This is a genomic window from Pontibacter qinzhouensis (assembly GCF_008017455.1).
Taxonomy (GTDB): Bacteria; Bacteroidota; Bacteroidia; order Cytophagales; family Hymenobacteraceae; genus Pontibacter; species Pontibacter qinzhouensis.
Map to the genome: position 1 here is coordinate 38,573 of NZ_VRTY01000006.1, position 24,127 is coordinate 62,699.

Annotated in this window: 18 protein-coding genes; 13 read left to right on the top strand and 5 right to left on the bottom strand. The window is 47.5% G+C overall.

The window, feature by feature from the left end; genetic code table 11:
• The first annotated feature begins 110 nt into the window (after positions 1–110).
• The 3 genes from FVR03_RS02500 (at position 111) to FVR03_RS02510 (ending at position 4,026) form a co-directional block, all read left to right on the top strand.
• Entirely contained in the window at positions 111–2,303 is a 2,193-nt protein-coding gene (locus FVR03_RS02500; RefSeq protein ID WP_147920186.1) for a prolyl oligopeptidase family serine peptidase, read from the top strand.
• A gap of 454 nt (positions 2,304–2,757) precedes the next feature.
• Positions 2,758–3,513 carry an acyl-[acyl-carrier-protein] thioesterase gene (locus FVR03_RS02505; RefSeq protein ID WP_255474031.1) on the top strand — a complete coding sequence of 252 codons (756 nt, stop codon included), beginning with the start codon at positions 2,758–2,760 and terminating at the stop codon, positions 3,511–3,513.
• A 39-nt stretch (positions 3,514–3,552) separates the two neighbouring features.
• A complete protein-coding gene (locus FVR03_RS02510) occupies positions 3,553–4,026 on the top strand; it encodes a GNAT family N-acetyltransferase (RefSeq protein ID WP_147920187.1) in 474 nt (157 codons plus the stop codon).
• Positions 4,027–4,129: 103 nt separating this feature from the next.
• Here FVR03_RS02510 and FVR03_RS02515 read toward each other — a convergent pair whose 3' ends face one another.
• Together FVR03_RS02515 and FVR03_RS24225 are read right to left on the bottom strand one after the other, a co-directional pair.
• A complete protein-coding gene (locus tag FVR03_RS02515; protein ID WP_147920188.1) occupies positions 4,130–4,453 on the bottom strand; it encodes a DUF4286 family protein in 324 nt (107 codons plus the stop codon).
• Between the two features lie 197 nt (positions 4,454–4,650).
• On the bottom strand, positions 4,651–4,824 hold the full coding sequence (locus tag FVR03_RS24225; RefSeq protein ID WP_187270014.1) for a hypothetical protein: 174 nt from the start codon (positions 4,822–4,824) through the stop codon (positions 4,651–4,653).
• Between the two features lie 490 nt (positions 4,825–5,314).
• Between FVR03_RS24225 and FVR03_RS02520 the strand changes: the two genes are divergently transcribed.
• The 8 genes from FVR03_RS02520 (at position 5,315) to FVR03_RS02555 (ending at position 17,247) form a co-directional block, all read left to right on the top strand.
• Positions 5,315–5,947 (top strand): YdeI/OmpD-associated family protein, encoded by a 633-nt coding sequence (locus FVR03_RS02520; protein WP_147920189.1) that lies wholly within the window; start codon positions 5,315–5,317, stop codon positions 5,945–5,947.
• A gap of 232 nt (positions 5,948–6,179) precedes the next feature.
• On the top strand, positions 6,180–7,391 hold the full coding sequence (locus FVR03_RS02525) for an NADH-quinone oxidoreductase subunit D (protein WP_147920190.1): 1,212 nt from the start codon (positions 6,180–6,182) through the stop codon (positions 7,389–7,391).
• A 131-nt stretch (positions 7,392–7,522) separates the two neighbouring features.
• A complete protein-coding gene (locus FVR03_RS02530) occupies positions 7,523–8,338 on the top strand; it encodes a phosphatase PAP2 family protein (protein ID WP_147920191.1) in 816 nt (271 codons plus the stop codon).
• A gap of 115 nt (positions 8,339–8,453) precedes the next feature.
• On the top strand, positions 8,454–10,871 hold the full coding sequence (locus FVR03_RS02535) for a DUF5686 and carboxypeptidase-like regulatory domain-containing protein (RefSeq protein WP_187270015.1): 2,418 nt from the start codon (positions 8,454–8,456) through the stop codon (positions 10,869–10,871).
• A gap of 179 nt (positions 10,872–11,050) precedes the next feature.
• A complete protein-coding gene (locus FVR03_RS02540; protein ID WP_147920193.1) occupies positions 11,051–12,286 on the top strand; it encodes a hypothetical protein in 1,236 nt (411 codons plus the stop codon).
• Positions 12,287–12,293: 7 nt separating this feature from the next.
• Entirely contained in the window at positions 12,294–13,493 is a 1,200-nt protein-coding gene (locus FVR03_RS02545) for a hypothetical protein (RefSeq protein WP_147920194.1), read from the top strand.
• A gap of 322 nt (positions 13,494–13,815) precedes the next feature.
• Positions 13,816–15,150: a M16 family metallopeptidase gene (locus FVR03_RS02550; protein ID WP_147920195.1), complete on the top strand. Its 1,335-nt coding sequence runs from the start codon at positions 13,816–13,818 to the stop codon at positions 15,148–15,150.
• Positions 15,151–15,162: 12 nt separating this feature from the next.
• Positions 15,163–17,247 (top strand): insulinase family protein, encoded by a 2,085-nt coding sequence (locus tag FVR03_RS02555; RefSeq protein WP_147920196.1) that lies wholly within the window; start codon positions 15,163–15,165, stop codon positions 17,245–17,247.
• A 272-nt stretch (positions 17,248–17,519) separates the two neighbouring features.
• On the opposite strand, the gene FVR03_RS02560 is transcribed toward FVR03_RS02555, so the two are convergent.
• Positions 17,520–18,434 carry a DUF72 domain-containing protein gene (locus FVR03_RS02560; protein WP_147920197.1) on the bottom strand — a complete coding sequence of 305 codons (915 nt, stop codon included), beginning with the start codon at positions 18,432–18,434 and terminating at the stop codon, positions 17,520–17,522.
• Between the two features lie 339 nt (positions 18,435–18,773).
• Here FVR03_RS02560 and FVR03_RS02565 point away from each other — a divergent pair, with 339 nt between their 5' ends.
• The gene (locus FVR03_RS02565; protein WP_147920198.1) at positions 18,774–19,439 is read left to right on the top strand and encodes a septal ring lytic transglycosylase RlpA family protein; all 666 of its coding nucleotides are present in this window, start codon (positions 18,774–18,776) and stop codon (positions 19,437–19,439) included.
• A 796-nt stretch (positions 19,440–20,235) separates the two neighbouring features.
• The gene (locus FVR03_RS02570; RefSeq protein ID WP_147920199.1) at positions 20,236–20,787 is read left to right on the top strand and encodes a hypothetical protein; all 552 of its coding nucleotides are present in this window, start codon (positions 20,236–20,238) and stop codon (positions 20,785–20,787) included.
• Positions 20,788–20,980: 193 nt separating this feature from the next.
• On the opposite strand, the gene FVR03_RS02575 is transcribed toward FVR03_RS02570, so the two are convergent.
• Both FVR03_RS02575 and FVR03_RS02580 read right to left on the bottom strand, forming a co-directional pair.
• The gene (locus FVR03_RS02575; RefSeq protein ID WP_147920200.1) at positions 20,981–21,799 is read right to left on the bottom strand and encodes an alpha/beta fold hydrolase; all 819 of its coding nucleotides are present in this window, start codon (positions 21,797–21,799) and stop codon (positions 20,981–20,983) included.
• Between the two features lie 299 nt (positions 21,800–22,098).
• Positions 22,099–24,108, bottom strand: coding sequence for an OmpA family protein (locus FVR03_RS02580; RefSeq protein ID WP_255474032.1), 2,010 nt, complete (start codon positions 24,106–24,108; stop codon positions 22,099–22,101).
• Positions 24,109–24,127 lie beyond the last annotated feature (19 nt).

Sequence of the window (24,127 nt, forward strand, 5' to 3'; positions counted from 1 at the left end):
AGAATGGAGGTGGATCTCTTTTAACTTTTAACTCTTAACTCATAACTCTTAATTAAAGTAAAGTCTAACATCTAGTATCTACTATCTATCATCTTACCCTACCATCTACAATGAAGAAGACATCTTTACTTTTGCTAACCGGGAGCATCGCTGCTTTTTCGGCCTGCAAATCATCTCAAACAGAAACCACGGCCTCTGGCATGAACGAAGAAAACACGGCAACCGTGGCTGCTGCACCAGCCGCCCAAACCCTGAAGTACCCCGAAACTAAAAAAGTAGACCATACCGACGATTATTTCGGCACCACAGTAGCAGATCCTTACCGCTGGCAGGAAACCCATGAGGAGGAGCTGGACCAGTGGATTGCCGCTCAGAACAAAGTAACACAGTCGTACCTGGGCAGCATTGAGTTCCGCAACAAAATAAAAGACCGCTTAACGCAAATCTGGAATTACCCGAAATTCGGTGCCCCGTTTAAAAAAGGCGGCAAGTACTATTTCTACAAAAACGATGGCCTGCAAAACCAGAGCGTGCTCTATGTGCAGAACTCACTGGAAGGCGAACCGCAGGTATTCCTGGACCCGAACAAATTCTCTACTGATGGCACCGTAGCCCTTACAGCACTGGCGTTCTCTAAAGATGCTAAATACGTAGCTTACGGCACTGCCAGCGGCGGCTCCGACTGGAACACCTATTCTGTAATGGAAGTGGCTACCGGCAAAAAGCTCGACGACCAGGTGGAGTGGGTAAAGTTCTCCGGCCCTAGCTGGTACAAAGACGGCTTCTTCTACAGCCGCTACGATGCCCCTACCGAAGGCAACAAGCTGGCCAACAAAAATGAGTACCATAAGGTGTATTACCACAAAGTAGGAACGTCTCAAAGCCAGGACCAGCTGGTGTACGAAGACAAGCAGCACGCACTCCGTAACTTCTACGGCGGCACCACCGAAGACGAGCGCTTTCTGGTACTGAGCGCTTCTGAAGGAGCAAGTGGAGCCAACGCCCTTTACTACCGCGACCTCACCGACCCTAAATCCACCATAAAACCGATTATCGATAATTTTGAGTCGGAATATGATGTGGTAGATAATCTGGGCGACAAGCTGCTGGTGCGTACCAACAAAAATGCACCACGCTACCGCCTCGTGCTCATCGACCCGAAGAAGCCGCAGGAAAGCAACTGGAAAGTTGTTGTGCCGGAAACAGATAATGTGATGAACGGCGTGTCGTTTGTAGGTGGCCGCCTGATTGCTTCTTACATGAAAGATGCCGCCAGCGAAGTAGTGGTGTTTGATACCAACGGTAAGCGCCTGAACCACGTGGAACTTCCGGCTATCGGCACTGTAGCTGGCTTTAACGGGGAGCGCAACGACAAAGAGGTTTTCTTTACCTTCACCTCCTTCACTTACCCCACCACCATCTACCGCTACGACATAGCCAGCAACAAGGCAAGCCTGTTCCGGAAATCAGATGTTGACATTAACACCGATGGCTACGAAACGAAGCAGATTTTCTACACCTCCAAAGACGGGACCAAAGTGCCCATGTTTATTGTGCATAAAAAAGGCCTGAAATTGGATGGCAATAAACCTACTTACCTGTATGCCTATGGCGGCTTTAACATTTCGCTTACACCAAGTTTCAGCATCTCTAATATGTTATGGCTCGAGAACGGTGGCGTGTATGCCCTGCCAAACCTGCGCGGCGGCGGCGAGTACGGCGAGGCCTGGCACAAAGCCGGTATGACTCCAAACAAACAAAACGTGTTCGACGATTTTATTGGCGCTGCCGAATATCTGATTAAAGAAGGCTACACCAGCAGCGAGAAACTGGCAGTGGCAGGAGGCTCTAACGGTGGTTTGCTGGTAGGTGCCTTTATGACGCAGCGCCCCGAACTGGCCAAAGTAGCCTTACCAGCTGTAGGTGTAATGGATATGCTCCGTTTCCACAAGTTTACTATCGGGTGGGCCTGGGTACCGGAGTACGGCTCATCAGACAGCGAGGCGCAGTTTAAAAACCTGTACACGTTCTCGCCGCTCCACAACATTAAAGAAGGTGTAAAATACCCGGCCACACTCGTAAAAACGGCCGACCACGACGACCGTGTAGTACCGGCACACTCCTTTAAGTTTATTTCGGAGCTGCAGGCCAAAGGTGCGCCAGGCAATCCTTATTTAATTAGAGTAGATGTTCGGGCTGGCCACGGTGCCGGCAAACCAACGGCACTGGTTATTCAGGAAGCTGCCGATACCTGGTCGTTTGTGTACCAGAACATGGGCGTAAATCCTTACCTGAACCAGTAACTGCTATTAAATTTATTTTACCAAAAGCCGCGCTACCTCTAACAGGTGGCGCGGCTTTTTTTGTTGCAGAAGAAAAAGAGCCGCATATTGATTCGCTGTGTGCCTGTAGAGGTTTTATTTTACAGTTGCAGGAGGAGCTTGTATTCGGATGATGCGAAGTAACAGGACACAATATTTCTTTAAGGTAATGTCTTTTATTATAGGCAGCGACACCCCTTACCGGAATTTGTGTCACCATTTATACAAATTATAAAAAATCGTTTGTCGTGATACGTGTGTCGTTTTTCTTAGTGCGATGCAATTTCTAATTCCGATAAGTTAAGACGCAGTCTATAATAATACTTTGTGTAATAAGTATTAGTATAGCATTGCATAAATATTATGTTCCGGTACTTAATTTAACTGGAAGCATTGCAATGGCGTACATTAAATTTCTATTCAGAAACAGGTGCTTATGAAGGAAGAAATAAAATGGCAGGGCGGCAGGAGCCAGTATGTAGTACGATCCAGCGAAATAGATGCCCGGGGTTTGGCTACACTGCCCTCGCTGGTAACTTACATGCAGGAAGCCGCCTGGGATAACACCTCCGTGCTTGGCATTTCGATATACGACTTGCTCCAGAAGGGCCTGACCTGGGTGCTGCAGCGCATGCGGGTAGAAATGTTCCGTTACCCGAACCACCGCGAAAAAATAACTGTCGAGACTTGGGCTTCGGGCCAGGAGAAGGTATTTCTGCACCGCGATTTCAGAATTTACAGCGAGGAGGGGCAACTGCTGGGGCAGGCAACAAGTGTATGGCTGGTAATGGATGTGGTAAAGCGCCAGATGGTGGCCGTACCCGATTTTATTACGGCTGTAGCGTTGGCACCTGGCCGTGAGCCGCTCCCTTTCGCGAAAGGAAAACTGCCTGTGCTGCAAGAGGCTACATACGAGCAACAGACAACGGTGCAGTGGCACCACATCGACCTGAACCGGCACGTGAACAACACCTGGTATTTGCGCTGGGCCCTGGCCGTACTGCCTGTAGAATTACTCGAGAAAAGCCATTTGCAGGAAATAGACATTCTTTACAAAGCCGAGAGCACAGTAGGAGACACTATATCAGCTACTGCCGCCCCTGCCTCTGAGCAGCACACGTATCTCCATAAACTCACAAACCTGAACTCCGGCAAAGAACTGGTGCAGGCCAGAACTAAATGGGCGCTCTAGCAACCCGACTTTTACCATAAGTACCAAACCCACATACCTATGACAGTTACTATCAGAAAAGGAATTTTAGAAGATTTGCCGCAAGTATACAACCTCATAAAAGAACTTGCCTTGTTTGAGCGGGCACCACAGGAGGTGACCAACACCATAGAAGACATGGAGCGCGACGGCTTTGGAGAAAATCATATCTTCAGCTTTTTTGTAGCTGAAAAGGCAGACCAGCTTATTGGCATTGCCCTTTACTACACCGCCTACTCCACCTGGAAAGGAAAAACGATTTACCTCGAAGACCTGATCGTAACAGAGAGCCAGCGGCGAACCGGCGTTGGCAGAAAATTATTTGATGCCGTTGCCAGCGAGGCAAAAGCTGTGGGTGCAAAACGATTTGCGTGGCAGGTGCTGGAGTGGAACGAGCCAGCTATTGCTTTTTACAAACAAATTGGAGCAACCCTGGATAGCGAATGGATTAACTGCCGCATGACCGAAGAGCAGATTCAACAGTATTCAGCATAGAACGGAAGCTTAACCCTTGGCAGTTTTAACTCAAAAAACCTTCTGAAGGGCATTTTTATCTGAATAATTTATTTGCACAACAGCAGCGCCAGGACCTTTGCTACTATTTGCGCTCTACATCGGTACCAATAATCTCCAGCAGCGACCGGAAAGAAAGAGCTTTTTCGCCGTAGCGCCTGGTATGCTTATCCTGCAGGGCCGGCGCATGGTCGCGTTGGTATTCCTCCAGATCTTCGAGGTTGCGGCAAAAGAACTGCACAGCGTACGTAACGCCTCCGTTCTCCACTTCGTTGAGCAACCGGCTAACCTGGTTGCGCAAAAAGTACCCGGTAGCCATTACTTCCGGAATGTGCACTTGTATCATCCAGTCCAGCCATTCTTCGGCTACACTATTTTCAACGTTAACAGTAATGTTGTATAAGATCATACACAAAGCTACGAAATTAGTACCGCAGAGGTAACCTTGTGCTTAAATTTACATAAACTTAACTACTAATCAGGCTGTTAAAAACGCGTTCGCACTTCTTTGCCAGGCAATGAAAATAGCTGTAAAACAACAAGCTCTCTGCTTTTGCCCACTTAGTACGGGCATTAGCAGAGAGCTTGCTTACAGGAGCACTTTCTTTATTTCAGGATGGCAGAAGCTGTTAAGTTACTTTCTGTTACAGCAACAGAATTGGCTTTGTCAGTTCCGGCATCGGAGGTTACAGGTTTCAGACACACTGAACAATATACCAGTAGAAGCATAAAAAGTGCAGCAATTATAGAAAGATCAGATTTGTTGGATATCGTGTTCATGGCCGTTAGATTTAAGGTTTTTAGACGTTAGCTTGCTGCATATTTTGTTTTTGTATCAGGATACCTATTATTTAAAATTATTAACTAACATTAGTTATTATCTTAAAAAGATCGTTCCTGCTTTATTAAACATTTTTGTATGTCGTAAGATATTTATTTTTCTTTAAAGCACAACAACCTCTTCTATTTTACTGATAAATATTTTATCAACAAGAAATAAACAGGTATTCTAATAGAAACTACTAATAGGCCTCCACAGCCTTTAAATTGGCTTTATAATAATTAAAACCAACTTTGTTACTAGTACTGAAACGTCTGAGACTTGCAGAAAGTTCGACTGTTGCCATGAAAATAGTTGAACAAACATCAATTAGTTTTAACAAAGCCGTATGCCTTCTTATTATAATTTTACTTACCGCCTGTGTTTAAAATTAGTGGCTGCCTTTAGTAACTTTGCCGGGTAACGCATAACTCCTTATCCTCTACCGCTATGCAGGAACTTGGCAAAAAATTACAGTTAAAAAAAACACAGCAGGTACTGCTATTTCACGCTCCGGCGCCATTTTTTAAAGCGCTTTCGGAACAGGGCTTTGCAACTACTGCCTATGCCGCTGAACCGGCACAGCAGGCAGATGCGGTGCAGCTGTTTGTCCGGAGCCAGGCCGAACTGGAAACCTGGTTACCGCCTGCGCTGGCAGCACTTAAACCGGAAGGATTACTTTGGATCGCGTACCCCAAAAAATCATCGGGCACGAAAACAGATCTTACCCGCGATGAGGGTTGGCGCTTGCTAGCTACTTTTGGTTATGAGGCGGTCAGGCAGGTGGCCCTAGATGAGGCTTGGTCTTCGGTGCGTTTCAGGCATTCATCAGAAAGGAAAACACCATCTAAATTCGGTGCTGTGTATGAGGGCATCGATAAGGAAACGCGCACTGTTACACCACCGCACGACCTGCAGGAGGCGCTGGAAGCAGCTAACCTCAGGAGTAGTTTTGAGCAGCTGGCTTTTACGCACAAAAAGGAAATGATAGTTTCGCTGCTGGAGGCCAAGCGCCCTGAAACACGCCTGAAACGTGTGCAAAAGGCCATTGAACTGGTGAGGAAGCTAGCCAAAAGAGCTTAACACGCACTTGCCCTGCCCCGGCACACAAAGTACCCTTGGCTCAAAACAGGCTCAAAAGCTTTTGGAGGCCGTTTTCATTAGAATAATTTGAGCTACAGTTTAAGATATGGTGCAGGCGTTTTATAGTTTGTTCTCTGATGCCTTCAGAGCAGAGAAGAATTAACACTTACAGAAGTTCTTCCTTTTTCCGTACTTTGTATATCTTTTCAGATTTCTTAATTCTGCTATATACTTGAGCACGTCAACCATCTACCAGAACTACCTGCTGCAGTCGGAGCCCAACAAGTTCGATGTGGCTAGCCTGAAGCCAGGCGAGATGATCATTAACATGGGGCCGCAGCACCCCTCTACCCACGGTGTGCTGCGCCTGGAGGTGATTACAGATGGTGAACTTATTACAGACGTGGTTCCGCACATTGGTTACCTGCACCGTTGCTTCGAGAAGCATGCCGAGAGCATGGCTTATAACCAAACCATACCCTACGTAGACCGCATGGACTACCTGGCTGCCATGAACTCGGAGCATGTGTGGTGCATGGGTGTGGAGAAGCTGCTGGGCATTACCGACCAGATTCCGAAGCGGGTAGAATACATCAGGGTGCTGGTGGCGGAGCTTAACCGGCTGGCCTCGCACTTTGTAGCTATTGGCACCTACGGCATCGACATTGGGGCTTTTACCCCATTTTTATGGCTGCTCCGCGACCGGGAACACATTCAGAGGCTGCTGGAGTGGGCATCAGGGGCGCGCATGCTCTACAACTACATTTGGGTTGGTGGCCTGTACTACGACCTGCCCATTGGCTTTGAGGAGCGCTGCCGCGAGTTCATAAATTACCTGATGCCGAAACTGGATGAGCTGGAAACCATCTTGTTCGACAACTCCATCTTTATTAACCGCACCGCAAACGTAGGCATTTTACCTTTGGATGTAGCCATTAACTACGGCTGCTCCGGCCCCATGCTGCGTGGTTCCGGCCTTAAATACGACCTGCGCCGCGTAGATGGCTATTCAGTATATCCGGAACTCGACTTTGAGGTACCCATAGGCAAAGGCACCGTAGGCACCACCGGCGACTGCTGGGACCGAAACTATGTGCGCATGCAGGAGTGCCGGGAGTCTGCCAAAATTATACACCAGTGCCTCGACCGGCTGCTCGGCGACTACAAACGCACCCCCGACTTCGATCCGCAGGCAGCCTGCCCCAAAAAGCTGCGCACCACCGGCAGCAAAGAGCTTTACTTCCGGGGCGAAACACCACGTGGCGAGCTGGGCTATTTCTTTCGCAGCACCGACCGCACCGATGTTCCTTTCCGCTGCAAAGGCCGCTCCCCCTGCTTCTCTAACCTGTCGGTACTGCACGAAATCTCCAAGGGCTGCATGGTGGCCGACCTGATTGCCATTGTAGGTTCTGTAGATATTGTGCTGGGCGAACTGGATAGGTAACAGTATTAAAAGACTGTTTAACTACACCTGAAGCGCCTGTTACCAAATTGTTACCTAAGTATAAAACATCAGTTTCGTATCGTCGTTCTGAATAATCTTTAAACGATACTTACAAGCTGATTAATTACTTTATGAATAAACTTCTTTCTGTTCACCTGCTCTGGCTACTGGTGCTATTTGCTCCTGCACATTCTATAGCCCAGATACAACCCATAGACAAAGATACAGCCAATGTGCTGCCGGCAGACACAGTACTGCCAGGCCAGAAAAATCCTTTTACCGATGCTCAGCGATTAGAGGCCAGCAACAGTCGTTTTCTGAAGCGGGCCGTTATACCATCTGCAGCACTGGTTGGTGCAGGCATTCTTACCATTCAGGGCAGAGGCCTAATCAGCAGTTTTGATACCCGCGACGTCCGCAACAGACACTTCCCTAATTTTAGCACCGAAGCAGATGATTTTATAATGCTTGCGCCGTTGGTCGGGCTGTATGGTTTTAATTTGATTTCGTCGCAGAACAGGCACGAGCTGGGGCGGCAAACCTTACTTCTTGGTCTTTCTGGTGTACTTGCTTCGGCGGTTGTCTGGCCAGTTAAAGGGCTTACCAACATAGATCGTCCTAACGGGAAGCCGCATGCTTTTCCATCGGGCCATACTACCTATGCCTTTACCATCGCCACTTTTATGGATAAAGAGTTCCGGCACAAAAGCCCCTGGATAAGTGTGGCCAGCTATGGCATTGCAGGTGCCACAGGCGTGATGCGTGTGCTGAACAATGCCCACTGGATGGCCGATGTACTGGCTGGTGCCGGTGTGGGCATTATATCTGTAAACACAGTGTATTGGGTGCATGCCAAGTTAACGCAGGGCGGAGGGCTCAACACTACATTTGTACCGGTTTTATTACCCGGAGGAGCAAAAGGCATGGCGTTTACACTAGCATTCTAATTCAAAAAAAGATTCAGGCAGCAACCATAAACAAACAGGACTTGTTAATTTGCACGGAAATCAACACCGTGACCTTGTATTGAAAGTACAGTAAATGGTCGCTAACAATCTTAAGATGTCCGGATTCCGCAGCTGCTTTTTGCTTTTTCTCGGTTTGCTTGTAGCAACGGCTGCTTTTGCGCAGCCTACTCATATACAAGTACAAGGCGTGGTGCAAGATGCCCGTACAGGCGAGAAGCTGGCTTTTGTGAATATTGTGGCAAACGACGGAGAAACTGGCACCACAACGAACCTCGACGGACAGTTTGTGCTCCGGCACAACCGCTCGATCCAGACGGTGCGTTTCAGCTATGTGGGCTACACTACCCAGTTTGCCACCCCCGACTCTAGCAGCACTTTACAGGTTTTTCTGCAGCCTGCCGCGGCACGACTAGCCGAAGTAATTGTTCGCTCCGGCGAAAATCCGGCGCACCGCATTATCCGGCTGGCCAACCGGCACCGGGAGCAGCACAAGCCAGAGAACCTCGCTGCCTACTCCTACCGCACCTATAATAAGTTTATACTAACAGCCGTAGGCAGCGCAGATGCAGCCGCAATACGCGCTAAACCAGAACTATCGCGGCAGGACTCCGCTTACCTAAAAATGGGTAAGTTGCTGGAGGAGCAGCACCTGTTCCTATCGGAAAGCATTACCGAGTTCGCTTTCCTGAAGCCTAATCAGCAAAAAGAAACCATTCTGGCTACGCAGGTATCGGGGTTGGAGCAGCCGAGTTTTGGCATTGTGGCCGCCGAAGCACGTGAATTTTCGGTGTACGACGACATGCCGGTATTTTTTGGTAAACGCTACCTCAGCCCCCTCAGCACTGGCAGCACCCGCAAATATAATTTCCTGCTGGAAGAAACCTCCGTCATCGGTTCCGACACGATCTACATCATCTCTTACAGGCCTGAAAACGGCAAAAACTTCGATGGGCTCACGGGCATTCTGTACATCAACAGCAAAGGCTGGGCAGTGCAGAATGTAATTGCCGAATCGGCGACAGACGACGATAAGCGAGGCATGAAACTCCAGCAGCAGTTTGAGCAGGTAAACGGGCATTGGTTCCCAAAGGAGCTGGATGTGGAAATAACTATTCCGCAGGTGCAAATGCGGGGGCACCAACCCTACGGCCACCTCAGAACTTACATTACCGACGTACAGCTGAACCCTCCACTCAGGCGGCGCGATTTCGACCTCATTGCGCTCTCGCAGGCACCGGAGGCGCACCGGCAACCGCTACGTTTTTGGCAGCAATTCCGCACCGATTCACTTAACCGGGTGGAGCAGCGCACCTACCAACAACTCGACAGCACCGGCAAAGCCGATAATCTGGACAAGAAGATACAGGTAATTGAGTACCTGTCAGCCCGCCAGATTCCGATCGGGAAAATCAGCCTGGACCTGAACCGTTTCCTGCGCATCAGCGATTTTGAAGGGCTGCGCCTGGGGCTGGGTGCACACACTAACAACCGGTTCTCGGAGCGCCTGATAGTGGGCGGCTACTGGGGCTATGGCTTCGGCGATAAAGAGCACAAGTACGGCGCCGATGCATCCCTGCTGCTGCACAAGCCATCGGAGCTGAAGCTGGCAGCAGAGCTTTTTGAGGATGTGCTGGAACCAGGCGGCAGACGACTTCCTTTTATGCCGCGTAGCTCTTTTAACAGTCTGCGACCGGCCCTGCTCACCCACCTCGACTATACCACCCACCGCAGCGCCTCGCTCTCAGGCCGCTTGCTGCGCTACCTACAGGTGCAGGCTATGCTACGGCAGGAGGAGAGGCGACCAACTTTAGCTGTGGAGATCCCGGAAAGCCCGGTGCGTTACCAGGTGGCAGAGGCCGTGCTGGGGCTGCGGTATGCCTATGGGGAGCAGTTGGTGCAGCTGTTCAATCAGACCAGGCCTGTACCAAACGCTTTTCCGGTGCTACGGGCGCAGTACTCACGTGGCTTACAAGGTTTTCTGGACGGCGAATACGATTACCATAAAGTAGATGCAAGGCTTTCAGCCTCTTTCCGGCATCGCACCACCGGCGAAACCAGCGTAACATTGATGGGCGGTTTGATAAAAGGCGCCCTGCCGCTGTTGGCGATGTACAATGGCTATGGCAGCTTCAACTCTTCTTATAAGGTATATGCCGGCGAAGGTTTCGAAACCATGGCACCATACGAGTTCTTCTCCGATCGCTATACCTCTCTCTTTCTGCAACAAGACATTGGCAAGCGCCTGCTGCGCACCAGGTTTTTTCAGCCCAACCTCGTGCTGCTCACCAACATCGGCTTCGGAGATATGAAGGAGCGGCAGTTTGCAGAGCAGGAGCAGTACTTCAACACCATGTCACGCGGCTTCTACGAATCTGGCCTGCTGCTCAACGATATTATCGCGTCTCCTTTTTCTGGTGTAGGCATTGGCTTCTTCTACCGCTACGGCCCCTACGCCTTAGAGAAAGCTTCGGATAATTTCAGGATTAAGCTAACGACTTCTTTGTTTTTTTGATGATGGTATAGTGGCCGCTAAACGTGCAATAGTTTAACTACTCTCATGAGGTGTAGCCTATAATTTTATTACAAACAGTCACTTCATTTAAAATAGTAACAGATAAACAATGTTTTATCTATTGCTACAGTATCTTCGCACCCAGCGCTGCTCCTGCGCTCAATCATTTAGTTTTTTAAATGAGCATCCATACTACTTTACAACAACGTGCGGATTTTTACCTGCTTCTGCTTTATATAGCAGTTTGTGCAACAATTGTATTAAGAGTAAGCGTAGAAGTAACAGGATATATGTCCCCGGATTCAGATTATTATCTTGAAGCCGCTTCTAGCTTAAAGAACGGGCATGGAGTTTATATAAGGGATCTTTATGCGCCACAAGGTCCATTTACTCCTAATAAAAGGATACCTTTTACCGCCTGGCCAATTGGTTACCCTTTCCTCATATTTGTAGTATCTGAATTAACCCCATTAGATATTTTCTGGGCCGGTAAAACTGTTAATCTACTGTTTATTGGGTTAGCTTTTTTACTGATCCGCCACATTCAGAGGGAGCACAGTTACATAATAGCGTCCATTTTTGGAGCTTTCACTATTTTAGAAGTTTCCTCCTACACCTGGTCCGAAAGTATATTTATGATTGGCTTGCTCTACCTATGCTACATATTTACAAACATATATGTAGACAAAAACAGGAGCTTTAGTATGCTAAAGATCTTATTAGCTTCGATTTTTATATTCTTGATTCGATATATAGGTATAATAGCCGCAGGAGCTATTTTCTTAGCCTTCGTATATTACTTCTGGTATAACAAGGATAGCAAGACCAGTAAACACTTCCTATATGTGTTATTAACATTAAGTTTATTTATCAGTTTGTACCTTTGCACAAATTACTATATAGCCGGGTATAACACAGACGTTCAGCGCTTAACAAAAGAAATGGAAAGCTTCCCGGAGGTTGTCTGGATGGCACTTAAAGGCTTAGCCGGTGAATTATTCCTCTTAAGAAGATACTATTTTAATGGTTTCCCTGACTGGTTAACAATAGCGGCTGCAAGCTTTCAACTGATACTATTTTACATGATCTATAGTAGCTTGCGAAAACAGCGGGGAATTTGGCAGGAGTTCCAAAAAAACATTTTTTCACACATGTGTCTTTTAATGGCTGGCTTATACCTACTGCTGCTAATTTCTCTAAGAAGCATATCGCAATTCGACCCTATCAACTATCGTCTGCTTTCGCCATTCACATTTTTGATGCTCACCGGCGTTATTCATTATATTGTGGCACTTCCTGATCACCATACAGATATCAAAAAAGCAAAACACCTCATTCTGGCCCTTTTTTTAATTTCGCTTATTATAAACCTCCCAAAAGAGTACATTTTAGGTAAATTCATAAATCTGATGTAGCGAAGATATGCGCAATTTTATCCTGTCTTTTTCTGCCGATAGACTGCTGCTGCTGCTCTTTATAATTTTAGTTACCGCACATGTATATAGGATAAACGCTGAGGCAACAGGTTATACTTCCCCTGATTCTCGTTTTTATCTGGAACTGGCGGGGAACCTGCAAAAAGGAAAAGGGTTTTATATTATTAACCGAACAACCAATGAGCCACAATTTTTCTATGTTTGGCCTGTTGGTTATCCTGTGCTCCTATATGTGGTGGCACAAATTACTTCGCTTAGCCTTTTCTGGTCTTCCAAAGTTTTAAACTTCTTATTGTTAGGGTTCAATTTCCTGATTCTGCGCCAACTAAGCCAAAGGTACTCTTTTGTGTTAGCCTCAATATTTTGCTCCTACACCTTAATGGAAGTTTATAGTTACACCTGGTCAGAAGCTCCCTTTATTACAGCTTTGCTGTTCCTAGCACTCCTGATAAGCAAGCCTTTGCCTCTTTTTGATAAGAATAGGTACGTCATTCTATTAGTAATGACATGCTTGTTTCTGTTCCTTGTGCGCTATATAGGTGCTTTTTCTCTTGGCGTTATAGCACTTCTTTCCATGTATAATTTGCTCAGGCAATGCAAACAGTTGGCAATTAAACTAGGGGTCGCTTCTGTTTTTTTGCTCTTCCTGATGCTCCTGTACTTAAGCATCAACTATTATTTTGGTAATAGCTTTACTGGATCTGGCAGGTTTGAAATAGAACGTGAACCCATTCAAGATTTTGTTCTAATGCTATACTCTGGGCTGTTTAATGAGTTTCTGATTGTAAGAAAATACCGTATATGGGGCGACTTACTTTTCATTTTCACTACACTCGTACAGGTAGCTATAGTAGTAGTTATATTTCTTCGTCTTAAGACGCAGCAAAGCTTTAAAGGATATATGAAGAATAGCTTTACAAATAGTTGTTTCGGTATAGGACTTCTATACCTGTTAGCCCTCATTGGGCTTCGTTTTATTTCGCACTTCGATGACTTAGATTACCGACTTCTTTCCCCCTTCAGCACCTTAATAATTGCAGGCTTGATGTATGCCATAGTGAAACTTCCTGACAATAAGAATACCATAATTGCTAAACTTCTGTGCTTTGGGTTTTATCTATTTTCTCTTTTCCTTAACCTGCCAAAGCAATACCTATTAGAGAAGTTGGGCTATTTGACCTTCTGAAAAGCAGCAGAAGCTATAAATACTGACAACCTGCCAAGCACGCTTTACCCTTGACTCTTAAAAGGCCAAACTACCTTTGGAAGGCCATTTCCATTAGAATAATTTGAGGATTAGCTGTTGCAGCCACTCTCTTCGCTAAACTACTGATCTATAAAAATGGCCTGTTGGTATAACAGTGGGCACGGTTGGTAGAAACCAGCTGTACTTTCTGCGCATTATTGCCTTTGCAGATAAGCCTTTTGCGCAGATTCTGTTAATTTTAAGTGATTTGGGCAGCTCCTTTCTACGAACTGCTGCCTTACAAACCTTTAACAACCTCTGCATGAAACGCATTGTATTCAGCTGCCTTTTGTGGTGCGCTGCCAGTATCGGGGCTTTGGCGCAAAGCAAGAGCAACAAGATCGATTTTACAGAATACACCCTCAACAACGGACTACACGTGATCCTGCACCAGGACAACTCAACCCCCAACGTGGCGGTAACGGTGCTGTACCATGTAGGCTCAAAAAACGAAGCAGAAGGCCGGAGCGGCTTTGCACACTTTTTTGAGCACCTCATGTTTGAAGGCACCGAGAACATTGGCCGGGGCGAGTACATGGGCATGGTCAGCAAAGCAGGCGGCACCCTCAACGCCAACACCTCCTTCGACCGCACATTTTACTACGAGCTGCTGCCCTCTAACCAGCTGGAGCTTGGCCTCTGGATGGAAGCCGAGCGTATGCGGGCCGCCAAAATAGACGAGGTGGGCGTAGAAACGCAGCGCAAGGTGGTGCAGGAAGAGAAGCGCGAACGAATCGACAACCAACCGTACGGCTCTATGGGCGAAAACATGTTTGGCACAGCCTTTCAGGTGCACCCTTACAAATGGATGCCGATTGGCTCTTTCGAAGATTTAAAGAACGCCTCTATTGAGGAATTCAGAGATTTCTACAAAACCTTTTACGTGCCCAATAACGCCACGCTTTCTATTGCCGGCGATATTGATATAGCGCAGACACGGAAGCTCGTGGCACAGTACTTTGCAACCATCCCGAAAGGAACAAAAGAAATTCCGCGACCAGCCGTGCAGGAGCCGAAGCAGACAGAGGAACGCCGTAAAACAGTGTACGACAACATACAACTACCTGCCGTTATACAAGGCTACCACATTCCGGCGCAAGGTACCGACGACTTTTACGCGCTCTCTATGCTCACCATGCTGCTCTCCGAAGGCGAGAGTTCACGCTTACCCAAAGCGCTGGTAGACAAGCAGCAGAAAGCCGTGGCAGCTGCCTCTGTGCCTTTTCCTACCGAAGACCCGGGCCTGTTCCTGACATATGCCATTGCCAACATGGGTGTAGACGTAGCCGACCTCGAAGCAGCCATGGATGCCGAAATAGACCGCGTAAAAAAAGAACAGCTCGAAGACCGGGAATTTCAGAAGCTGCATAACCAGATGGAAAGCCAGTTTGTGCAGCAAAGCACTACGGTGGCAGGCAGAGCCGAGCAACTGGCCAATTACCACGTGTACTTCGGCGATGCCAACCTGATTAACACGGAGCTGGAGCGCTACCGTAAGGTTACAAAAGAAGACATCAGGCGCGTTGCCAACCAATATTTAACAAAACAGAATCGCGTCGTGCTGCACTACCTGCCCAAATCAGCACAACCTAAATAAGCCTTTCAGACCATGAGAAAAACATATCACCTCCTCTTACTGCTGCTGGTTGTTGTGAGCACAGCTAAAGCACAAACCAGGCAAACACCCCCTGAACCAGGACCTGCCCCTAAAATTGAGCTAGGCAAATACGAATCGTTTACCCTGAAAAACGGGCTGAAGGTGTACGTGGTGGAGAACCACAAGGTGCCGGTTGTGTCTATGTCGCTGGTGCTGGACCGCGACCCTATTCTAGAAGGCGAAAAAGCAGGCTATGTATCGGCGGCCGGGCAGATGATGCGTACCGGCACCAAGAGCCGAAGCAAAGACGAACTAGATGAGGCCGTAGATTTTATCGGGGCGGAGCTTTCGTTTACCTCCACCGGCTTTAGCGCCTCCTCCCTTACCAAACACCTGCCTACCCTGCTCAACCTCTCAGCCGATGCCCTCCTGAACCCTGATTTTAAGCAGGAGGAACTGGACAAGGTGAAAAAGCAAATGCTGGCCAGCCTGGCGCAGGAAAAAGACAACCCGGATGCCATTGCCCGCAAAGTGCGCCAGGTACTGCTGTTTGGCAAAAATCACCCTTATGGCGAGCAGATGACGGAGCAGACAGTAGAGAGTTTTACGCTGGCCGATGTGCAGAACTACTACAGCAGCTACTTTAAGCCGAACATTGCTTACCTGGCTGTAGTTGGCGATGTAAAGGCAAAAGAAGTGAAAAAACTGCTCAACAAGTCTGCCTTTAAAAACTGGCAAAAAGGCGAAGTAAAGCAACTCTCATACCCGTTGCCACAGAAACCAGCCCAGACTGAAGTAGTAATTGTAGACCGACCAAGTGCCGTGCAAACATCGCTGGCGCTGGCAAACCCAGCAGATCTGAAACCAGGCAGCCCCGAATCTATTCCTACCCAACTTATGAACAATATATTAGGTGGCTCCAGCACCGCCAGGCTCTTTATGAACCTGCGCGAAAAACACGGTTACACCTATGGCGCCTATTCCTCCGTGTCATCAGACAAGTTGCTGGGCTACTTTGCTGCCTCCGGCAATGTGCGCAATGCCGTTACCGATAGCGCTGTTGTAGAGTTCAAAAACGAACTTAGCCGCATAAGGTCTGAGCAGGTAAGCGAGCAGGAGCTAAAAGATGCGAAAGCTTACATGACCGGCAGCTTCGCCCGTGGCCTTGAGAACCCGAACACAGTAGCTTTTTATGCCATTAATACCGCCCGTTACAACCTGCCAAAAGACTATTATGCCAACTACCTTAAAAAGGTAGAGGCTGTAACAGTAGCCGATGTGCAGCGCATGGCACAGAAGCATATTACACCAGACCAGCTGTACATAATTGCAGTAGGAAACGCCAGCGACATTGCCACCAAACTGGAGCCTTTCGACTCAGAAGGTGGTATTAGCTACTATAACACCTCGGGCGACAAACTGGAGCGCAGCACGGCCGCCTCGTTGCCGGCAGGCTTAACTGCCGAAGCAGTACTTACCAATTACGTACAGGCGCTGGGCGGCAAAGCCAACATCGATAAATTAAAAGATGTATCGATAATAAGCAGTGCTACTATGCAGGGCACGCAACTGCAATTTGTGCAGCAACAAAAATCGCCTGATAAATACCATGTAGCTATTCTGATGAACAACAACCCGATGCAGAAGGTGACCATAAATGGCAGTAAGGGCAAAATGGAAGCTCCCATGCAAGGCGTTAACCAGGAAATACCAGCCGACCAGCTCAACACGCAGCTACTCGAAGCAGCTATTTTTGGAGTGCTGCTCTACGACAAACTGGGCATAAAAACTGAACTGAAAGGCCTGGAGAGCATTGATAGCAAAGAGGCTTACGCCATAGAGGCAAAGCAGCCAAACGGCCAGCGCACCACCAACTATTTCGACAAGGAATCTGGTTTGCTAGTAAAAACCATTAATAGCATACAATCGCCGCAAGGAGTAATTACACAAACCAGAAGCTACAAGAATTACAAAGAAGTAAACGGCATTAAATTTCCGCATGCTGTTGAAACCAGTTTTGGACCTCAGACAATTAAAACAGAAGTTCAGTCGGTGGAGGTGAACAAGGGGATTTCGGATGATGTGTTTAAGCTTTAACTAGATGTTAGATGCTAGACATTAGATTTTAGAATATCTCTTATAATTAACAAGGGCGCTACCTATGAACAGGTCAGTGTCCTTTTTTATGTGGATAACCTTGAAGCAAAAATGGCCTGATTAGCTTTGGAAGGGCTTTTCCATTAGAATAATTCACCTTGATGCACGAAGTGTCGAACTAAATTTTCTCTGAGCCAGCCAGTAACTTTTCAACTTTTTGAAAGGCAAGAAACGTGTAGTTTTCAACAACAGATCTTATATCTGATGGCTCCTTAAAATAATTCCCCCTGCACTGCCTGCACAAACTTTTTGGGTGGTTTAACTTGTAAGCCGCAAACGGTGTTCAGCTTCTCGATCAGGTATATGGCCAGATCCGGTGCGGCGATGTTGTCGGGTTCATGCACAAAAAAGTAGAGTTGCTCCAAACCGGTTTCCAGCCACTGTTGCAGGCGCTCCACCCAGGCATCTATGCGGCTGTAGTCGGTGGGGTGGAGGCCGTTGCCTACAAAACGAACCATAGCCATAGGTGTGGTCAGGCGCATGTGCAGTACATCGCGGCGGCCAGCTACATCGGTGAGCACGGTGCCTACGCGGTATTTCTCCAGCACCTCGTACAGCTCTTGCGCAGCTGTGGCGTCTTTAAACCAATCGGGGTGGCGCAGCTCCACCGCCAGTGGCACCGACTCCGGCACAAACTGCACAAAAGCCTCCAGGTCGCGGAGCTGCCTCGGCCCAAACGATGGCGGAAGTTGCAGAAAAGATACGCCTAGTTTCTCTTCCAGACCTGCTATAGCTTCGCAAAATGTAGCTGTCAGATCCTGCGTATGCCGCAATTGGGCTTCGTGGCTGATGAGTTGCGGAAACTTTGGGCAGAACCTGAAGCCTTGGGGCACAGCATGCCGCCAGCGATCTATGGTATCGGGGCCGGGAATATGGTAATGGGTGCTATTAAGTTCGATGGTGTTAAACTGCTTCCCATACCAGAGCAAAGAATCTTTTTCGCGCATGCTGGCCGGGTAAATATGGCCGGTCCACGCTTTGTTTACCCACACCGGTAACCCCACAAAAATAGCGGGTGCTGCTTTAGCTTCAGCTGCATTTTTTTGCAAGGCAGAAGCAGTTCCTTCATGGTCTGGAGGCAGGGTAAAATCCACTCTGCTAATGTCAGCTAATTTTCCAAAATCCATAGTCTACATATTTTACAATTTATACGTTTCTGAAGCTGCTTTTGGCAAGGCGCCGGAGCAGGTTTAAAGCAAAAAAACGCTGTACTTATCTAACATTTATTTAGCAAATGAAAAATTTAACTAACAAAATCGAAAAAAAATTTTTATAATAATTTTTATATATATTTAAACATTAATAGCTACTAAACTAGCTTTAAACGCTGATTTTAGCAAATTTAAGCTTGTAGCAATTTTAATTAAAAGAGTGTATCCCCCTACACCTGAGGAGGCTCAATGGCTACAAAGGCTTGTTTTAAACATTTTTTGTTAACTTTGTGGCTTCACCAACTATTAAATGAGATGATTTTTAATAGAACAAACTGTTTTTTCTTCTTTATTACTATCATATTTATCGGCTTTAACAATCCTTCTTTTTCACAAAAAGCCACCAAAGCTCAGACCGGAACTGCCTCCTGGTACGGCAGCAAATATCACGGCAGAAAGACCAGCAGCGGCGAACGGTACAACAGGTTCGAGATGACTGCTGCTCATAAAAAACTCCCATTCGGAACCAAGGTAAAAGTTACCAACCTGGACAACAACAAATCGGTTATTGTGCGGATAAATGACAGAGGACCATTTGTAGGCAACCGTATAATTGATGTATCTGAGGCTGCGGCCAGGGTATTAGACATTAGAGGTGCCGGTTTAGGAGAAGTTAAAGTAGAGATTTTAGGCAAGCCTGGATCTGCACTGGCTAGTCTCGATGACGAGGAGCAGGAAGTAAACGAAGAACTGTACACCATAGAGGCTGGTTCGTTTCTGCAGCCTCAGTTTGCCAAAGCATTTTCTGAAAAACTTAAGGCTTTTGATAAGCACCTAAGCATTGAACTGAGCGAAGAGCAGTTTAATGGCATGACAATACACCGCATTAAGGCTGGCCGGTTTGAAAACAAACAACAGGCCGAAGCATTTAACGACCTGCTGGCCGAAGAGGGCCTCAACGGTACTGTATCGGCAGCTTAGGCAAGCTGTAACAAATAATTCCATAGCAGCACCTGCCCGAGGTTAACAGGTGTGCTATGGCTTATAAAACTTTGCAGCAAGCACAGTGGCAGCAAAGCTGCTTTGGCTTATCAGTTATCTGGTATTTGGCAGTGCTGCGTTTATGGCGCAAGAACTTTGGCTTTTGAAACTACCTGCCGCAGCGCCTACTGCTGCCAGGCAAGGGCTACATATTTCTAAGTAGCTCCCTCTCTAACTGCCCACTCTACAGGCAGTAACTTTAGGCATTTCCTGACAAGTACAATGGCTTCAGCCAGTTATTGGTGCTATTCCGATGTTTTATTTTCGTAATTTGAAAGATAGAAACTTTCTTTGGCAAGATTAATGTTTGAACGTTAACGTAAAACCGTGATGGCACAATAGCGCTACCGAAGCAGGATCAACCTGATGAACTGACTCTGGCCTCCAGTACACAACCAAATCTAAGAGGTATGCATGGCCTGCTACACGCAAAGGTACTGTTCCAACAGCCTGAGCACAGCAAGAGCATATTGCAACTGAAGTTTTACACTTACTGCAAGTCAAGTTAATATGAATGCAGCGAGTGGCTCTGGCAGCTTTTTTAAAAAAGTTAAAGGCAAGGCAAAAATTATTCTTCAAATGTCGCACCCTGTTTGCCGCCACCGCGTATTAGTAAACTTTGCTGCGATAGCCTGGAGGCGGTCTTTTTGCCAGGTAGAAGCTAGTACAACTGGCAATTGACTGTTAAAGGCTTTACTTGTGTTCAGCCTACAAATAATTTAAAAGGAATACGAAGGTGCAACAGTTAGAAGTAGTTAAAATCTCTGATAACCAGACTAAGATTCTGAGGCATATTCTGGGAGAGAGAATTTATTTCTTTTACTCAGACAAGCTCCAGGTAGAAGGCGACCACGGTCATTTTCTGTTTTGGGCCAATGGTTTTGCCATAGCTTTGTCTACTACCAACAACAGCCAGGATAATTTCAGGACCTACATTAACATTAGTGCCGACTACCGGCTGCTTAACCGCGAGGCTGCCATCTACTACGAATTCGATATTAACGTGAGCAGCGCCCCGCTCTGGCAGGAAGGCTCCTTGCAGTTTGGCAAACTCTCCAGCCTTCGCATTTTTTCCGACCCTATTCTTATGATTGAGGTGTACCAGGATTTTAACGAAGGAAATGAGAAAATAGCCCTGCATGATTGTGCCCTGGTATTTTATTCTCAAAGCCGTAAAATTATGGTAAGAGCACGCCCTGAGGTGATAGGCGGAGTAGATGTAGTTCTGGATGAGCCGTATATTGAGGCCTTACTTCGCCATCTGAAGTTAAGAACCACTATTGTATAAGAGCACATTCTACCAACAGGAGCTTTGCGAGTTGCTGTTCTGTTGCTCTTTAAATTTCTCACCTTGCCTGCCAGCGCCAACTGCCTGTAATTAACCCAGATATACCCTTAGCAGAAATCTGGTCATTTATCTTCTGAAGGCTTATTCCATTAGAATAATTGATCGGCTACAGTACCTGGGCACCTGCCGAAACTCAATTTAGCGAGCTTAGCTGTTTAGCAAACGTATCTACTAATCTACTAACATCAGGAATGCACTCCAGGTTAAGCGTGTGGCCTGCGTTTGGCAGCACTTCCAATTTTGCTTGCGGTATTGCTTTAGCCATAACTTCAGCAGCCCGTACTGGGCATAAGGGGTCTTCCTGGCCATGCACCAGCAGCACTGGCACCTGCACCTGGCGCAACTCCGGTATAAACTCTTTACTTGTTTTGATGGATAAAATCTGCTGCAGCAGGCTTTCTGAGGTGAGGCTCTGAGAGACTTTGTTCTGTTTTAGATGCTCCAGGCTAACCACAAATGGCTTGTCGAAATAACTTCGGCCAAGCACAAGCGGCAGCATAACATCCAACAGTAGAGGAGGGCCACCTGCCAGTACAGCTTTCTCCCAACTCTGCAGCACCGCATCAAAATAAGCATCTACCTGCGCAAAAGAAGAAACAAGTACACCCGCCACTGCCGCCTCAGGGAATTGCACCAGCAAGCGTTGCGCTACAGCCCCTCCCATAGAAATACCGACCACAATGGGCTTAGACAGCTCCAGCACACGAAGCAGACCAGCAATAGCTGCGGCATGGGCTTCTAAAGTACATACTGCTGGCGTTGTAGTCGACTTGCCTTGGTTTAGGAGGTCTACCAGCAGCAGCCTGTACGGTTTACTTAGCGCAAACACGACTCCTGCCCAGGCCGCCGTTGTCTGCGAAAAGCCATTCAGGAATACAAATGTCTGGTCTGCTTTCGGGTTGCCGTGCAGCTCGTAGTGCAGCGCTGCGCCATCAGGCAAAATGTGTTTCATGTGGTGTGCTGAAGAGGAGCCTTAACTTGCCCCAAAATTACCGTTGCTCTTTAGGAGAGTTGCCGGCCCTTGCTGTTTTTTGTTTCAGAAATCGTTGGAAGTCCATTTTCATTAGCATAATTCCGAAGTGGCCTTCTTAGCATTTACCCCGCCAAAATCTGTAAGTAAATGGTAATTAAGCAACTGTTAAATCATAGCTGCAACTGAATTATGCTAATGAAAACGCCCTTCCGAAGCATTTTTTCCTAAAAACCGTCAAGGGTTGGCACTCCCGTCTTTACTTCTTCCGGTACCTTTTATCAGAACTTAATGGTTGGTGCCAGTATTTTAAACTCGGTGCGGCGGTTCTCCTGGTGCTCCTCTTCCGAGCATTTTACGCCGTCAACGCAGCGGTTCAGGATCATAGACTCGCCGTAACCTTTGGCAACAATCCGGCTGCTCGGTATGCCTTTCGATACAATATAGTTTACAGCAGCCCGTGCCCGTGCATCTGATAAGATCTGGTTGTACCGGGCACTTTCGCGGCTATCGGTATGGGAGCTGAGTTCTATCTTAATGGTTGGGTTCTCCTGCAGTGTGCGCACCAGTTTATCGAGTTCGCGTGCCGCATCTGGCCTTATCTCAGACTTGTTCAGGTCGTAGTAGATGTTTTTCAGCAGAATAGGCCTCTCCGGGGTGTCTCTGTTAAAATCTACTTCCAGGTTCAACGTGTCTGTTCTGGCATTGCACTCCATCATCATGGTAACGGCATGTGTCAGGTAACCACCTTTGCTTCCCCGAATGGTATACTGCACGCCGCCCATCACATTAAAGAAGAAGCGCCCTCTGGCATCGGTAGCGACCTGCTCAAAAGTACCGGTTTCTTCGTTCAGCAGCTGCACGAGCGCGTTCTCTACAGGCACCTGCACTGTTTGCCTCGTTTTTCTGTCACGAATGGTTTCTGCTACCACTCCTTGCACATTACACGGAATAGAAATGTAGCTGAAAGCATAAAGATCGTCGGAAGCACCAGCCTGCTGGCGCGCTGAGGTAAGCAAGCCTGCCTTTCCGGTACTGTCTACCAGCATCCCAAAATCGTCGGTAAAGGAGTTGAGCGGAAACGCCATGTTCTCTGCTCCCTGCCACCTGGTGTGCACGCCAATGGCTTTAAATATATCCAGGCCGCCCATACCCAGGTGCCCATCCGAAGAAAAGTAAAGTTCGCCATCGGCTCCTATGGTCGGAAAGCTCTCGCGGCCTGCGGTATTAATAGCTTCGCCAGCGTTCACAGGTTTGCTCCAGGTGCCGTTTTCCTGCCGCTCACAAAAATAAATGTCTGTGGCACCGAAGCCGCCTGGCATATCAGATACAAAATATAAATAGCGGCCATCTGGCGTTACAGCCGGGTGACCGACAGAGTAGGCATCGGGGCGGTTGTAGCGGAAAGGCTTTACGTTGTCCCACGTACCGTTTTTGTACTCGACTGTGTAAATTTCTAACCGGTTGGTTTCGAGGCTTGTATTACTGGTAAACCAGCTGGTAGGATCTGCGTTTCCTTTTCGGCGAACTCGTTTTTTGGAAGCCACTCTTGTAAAAAACAATAAGTTCTCCTGCTCCAGAAAAGCTGCCGGTCCGTTATGAAAACCAGTATTAACAGGTGCCGGCAAGGCAACAGGCGAGCCCCAGGTAGAATCGGAGGTTGTTGGCGCAAAGTAAAGCTGAATATACCCATTGCCCGTCCAGGGAGAGCGTTGGGAGGAGTTAAGCCTGGAGGAAGTGGTATCGCCGGCGAGGCGGTCTGATGCAAATATAATCCCGCCCTTAAACTTTACCGGACTAAAATCTGCGCTGCCAGTGTTTACATTGTCGGCTTTCCTGATGGTGTAAGGTCTGGCTTGGTTTTGCCAGGCCAGAGCAGAGTCGCAGGCAGCTATTAATTTTGTGGCTACTTCTCTTTTACCGGTTGCCTTACTGCCATATGTTTGGTAGAGTTCCTTTGCCTTTTCCAGGTTGCCGTTATATTTGGCGGCATTGGCGTAGTGCAACAGGTTTACAGGGTCAGCATCCGGAAAGTTCACAGCCTGCGCATACCAGAATTCTGCCTCAGGGTTGTTGTTCATGAGCCGGTAACTGTCGGCGATGCGCTGTACCACCGGCAGGCTTGGTTCACCTGCACTCAGTATATTTTTATAAGCTGCTACCGCTAAGGTGTACTCGTATTTTTCGAAATGTTTGTTGGCTTGCTTCAGTGCATGCTGAGCCGCAACTGGTTGTGCAGCGGCTACGACTAAGGCAAGCAACATTATTTTCAGGAATGGAATGATCTTCATTTTTTACGGCAAGTATGAA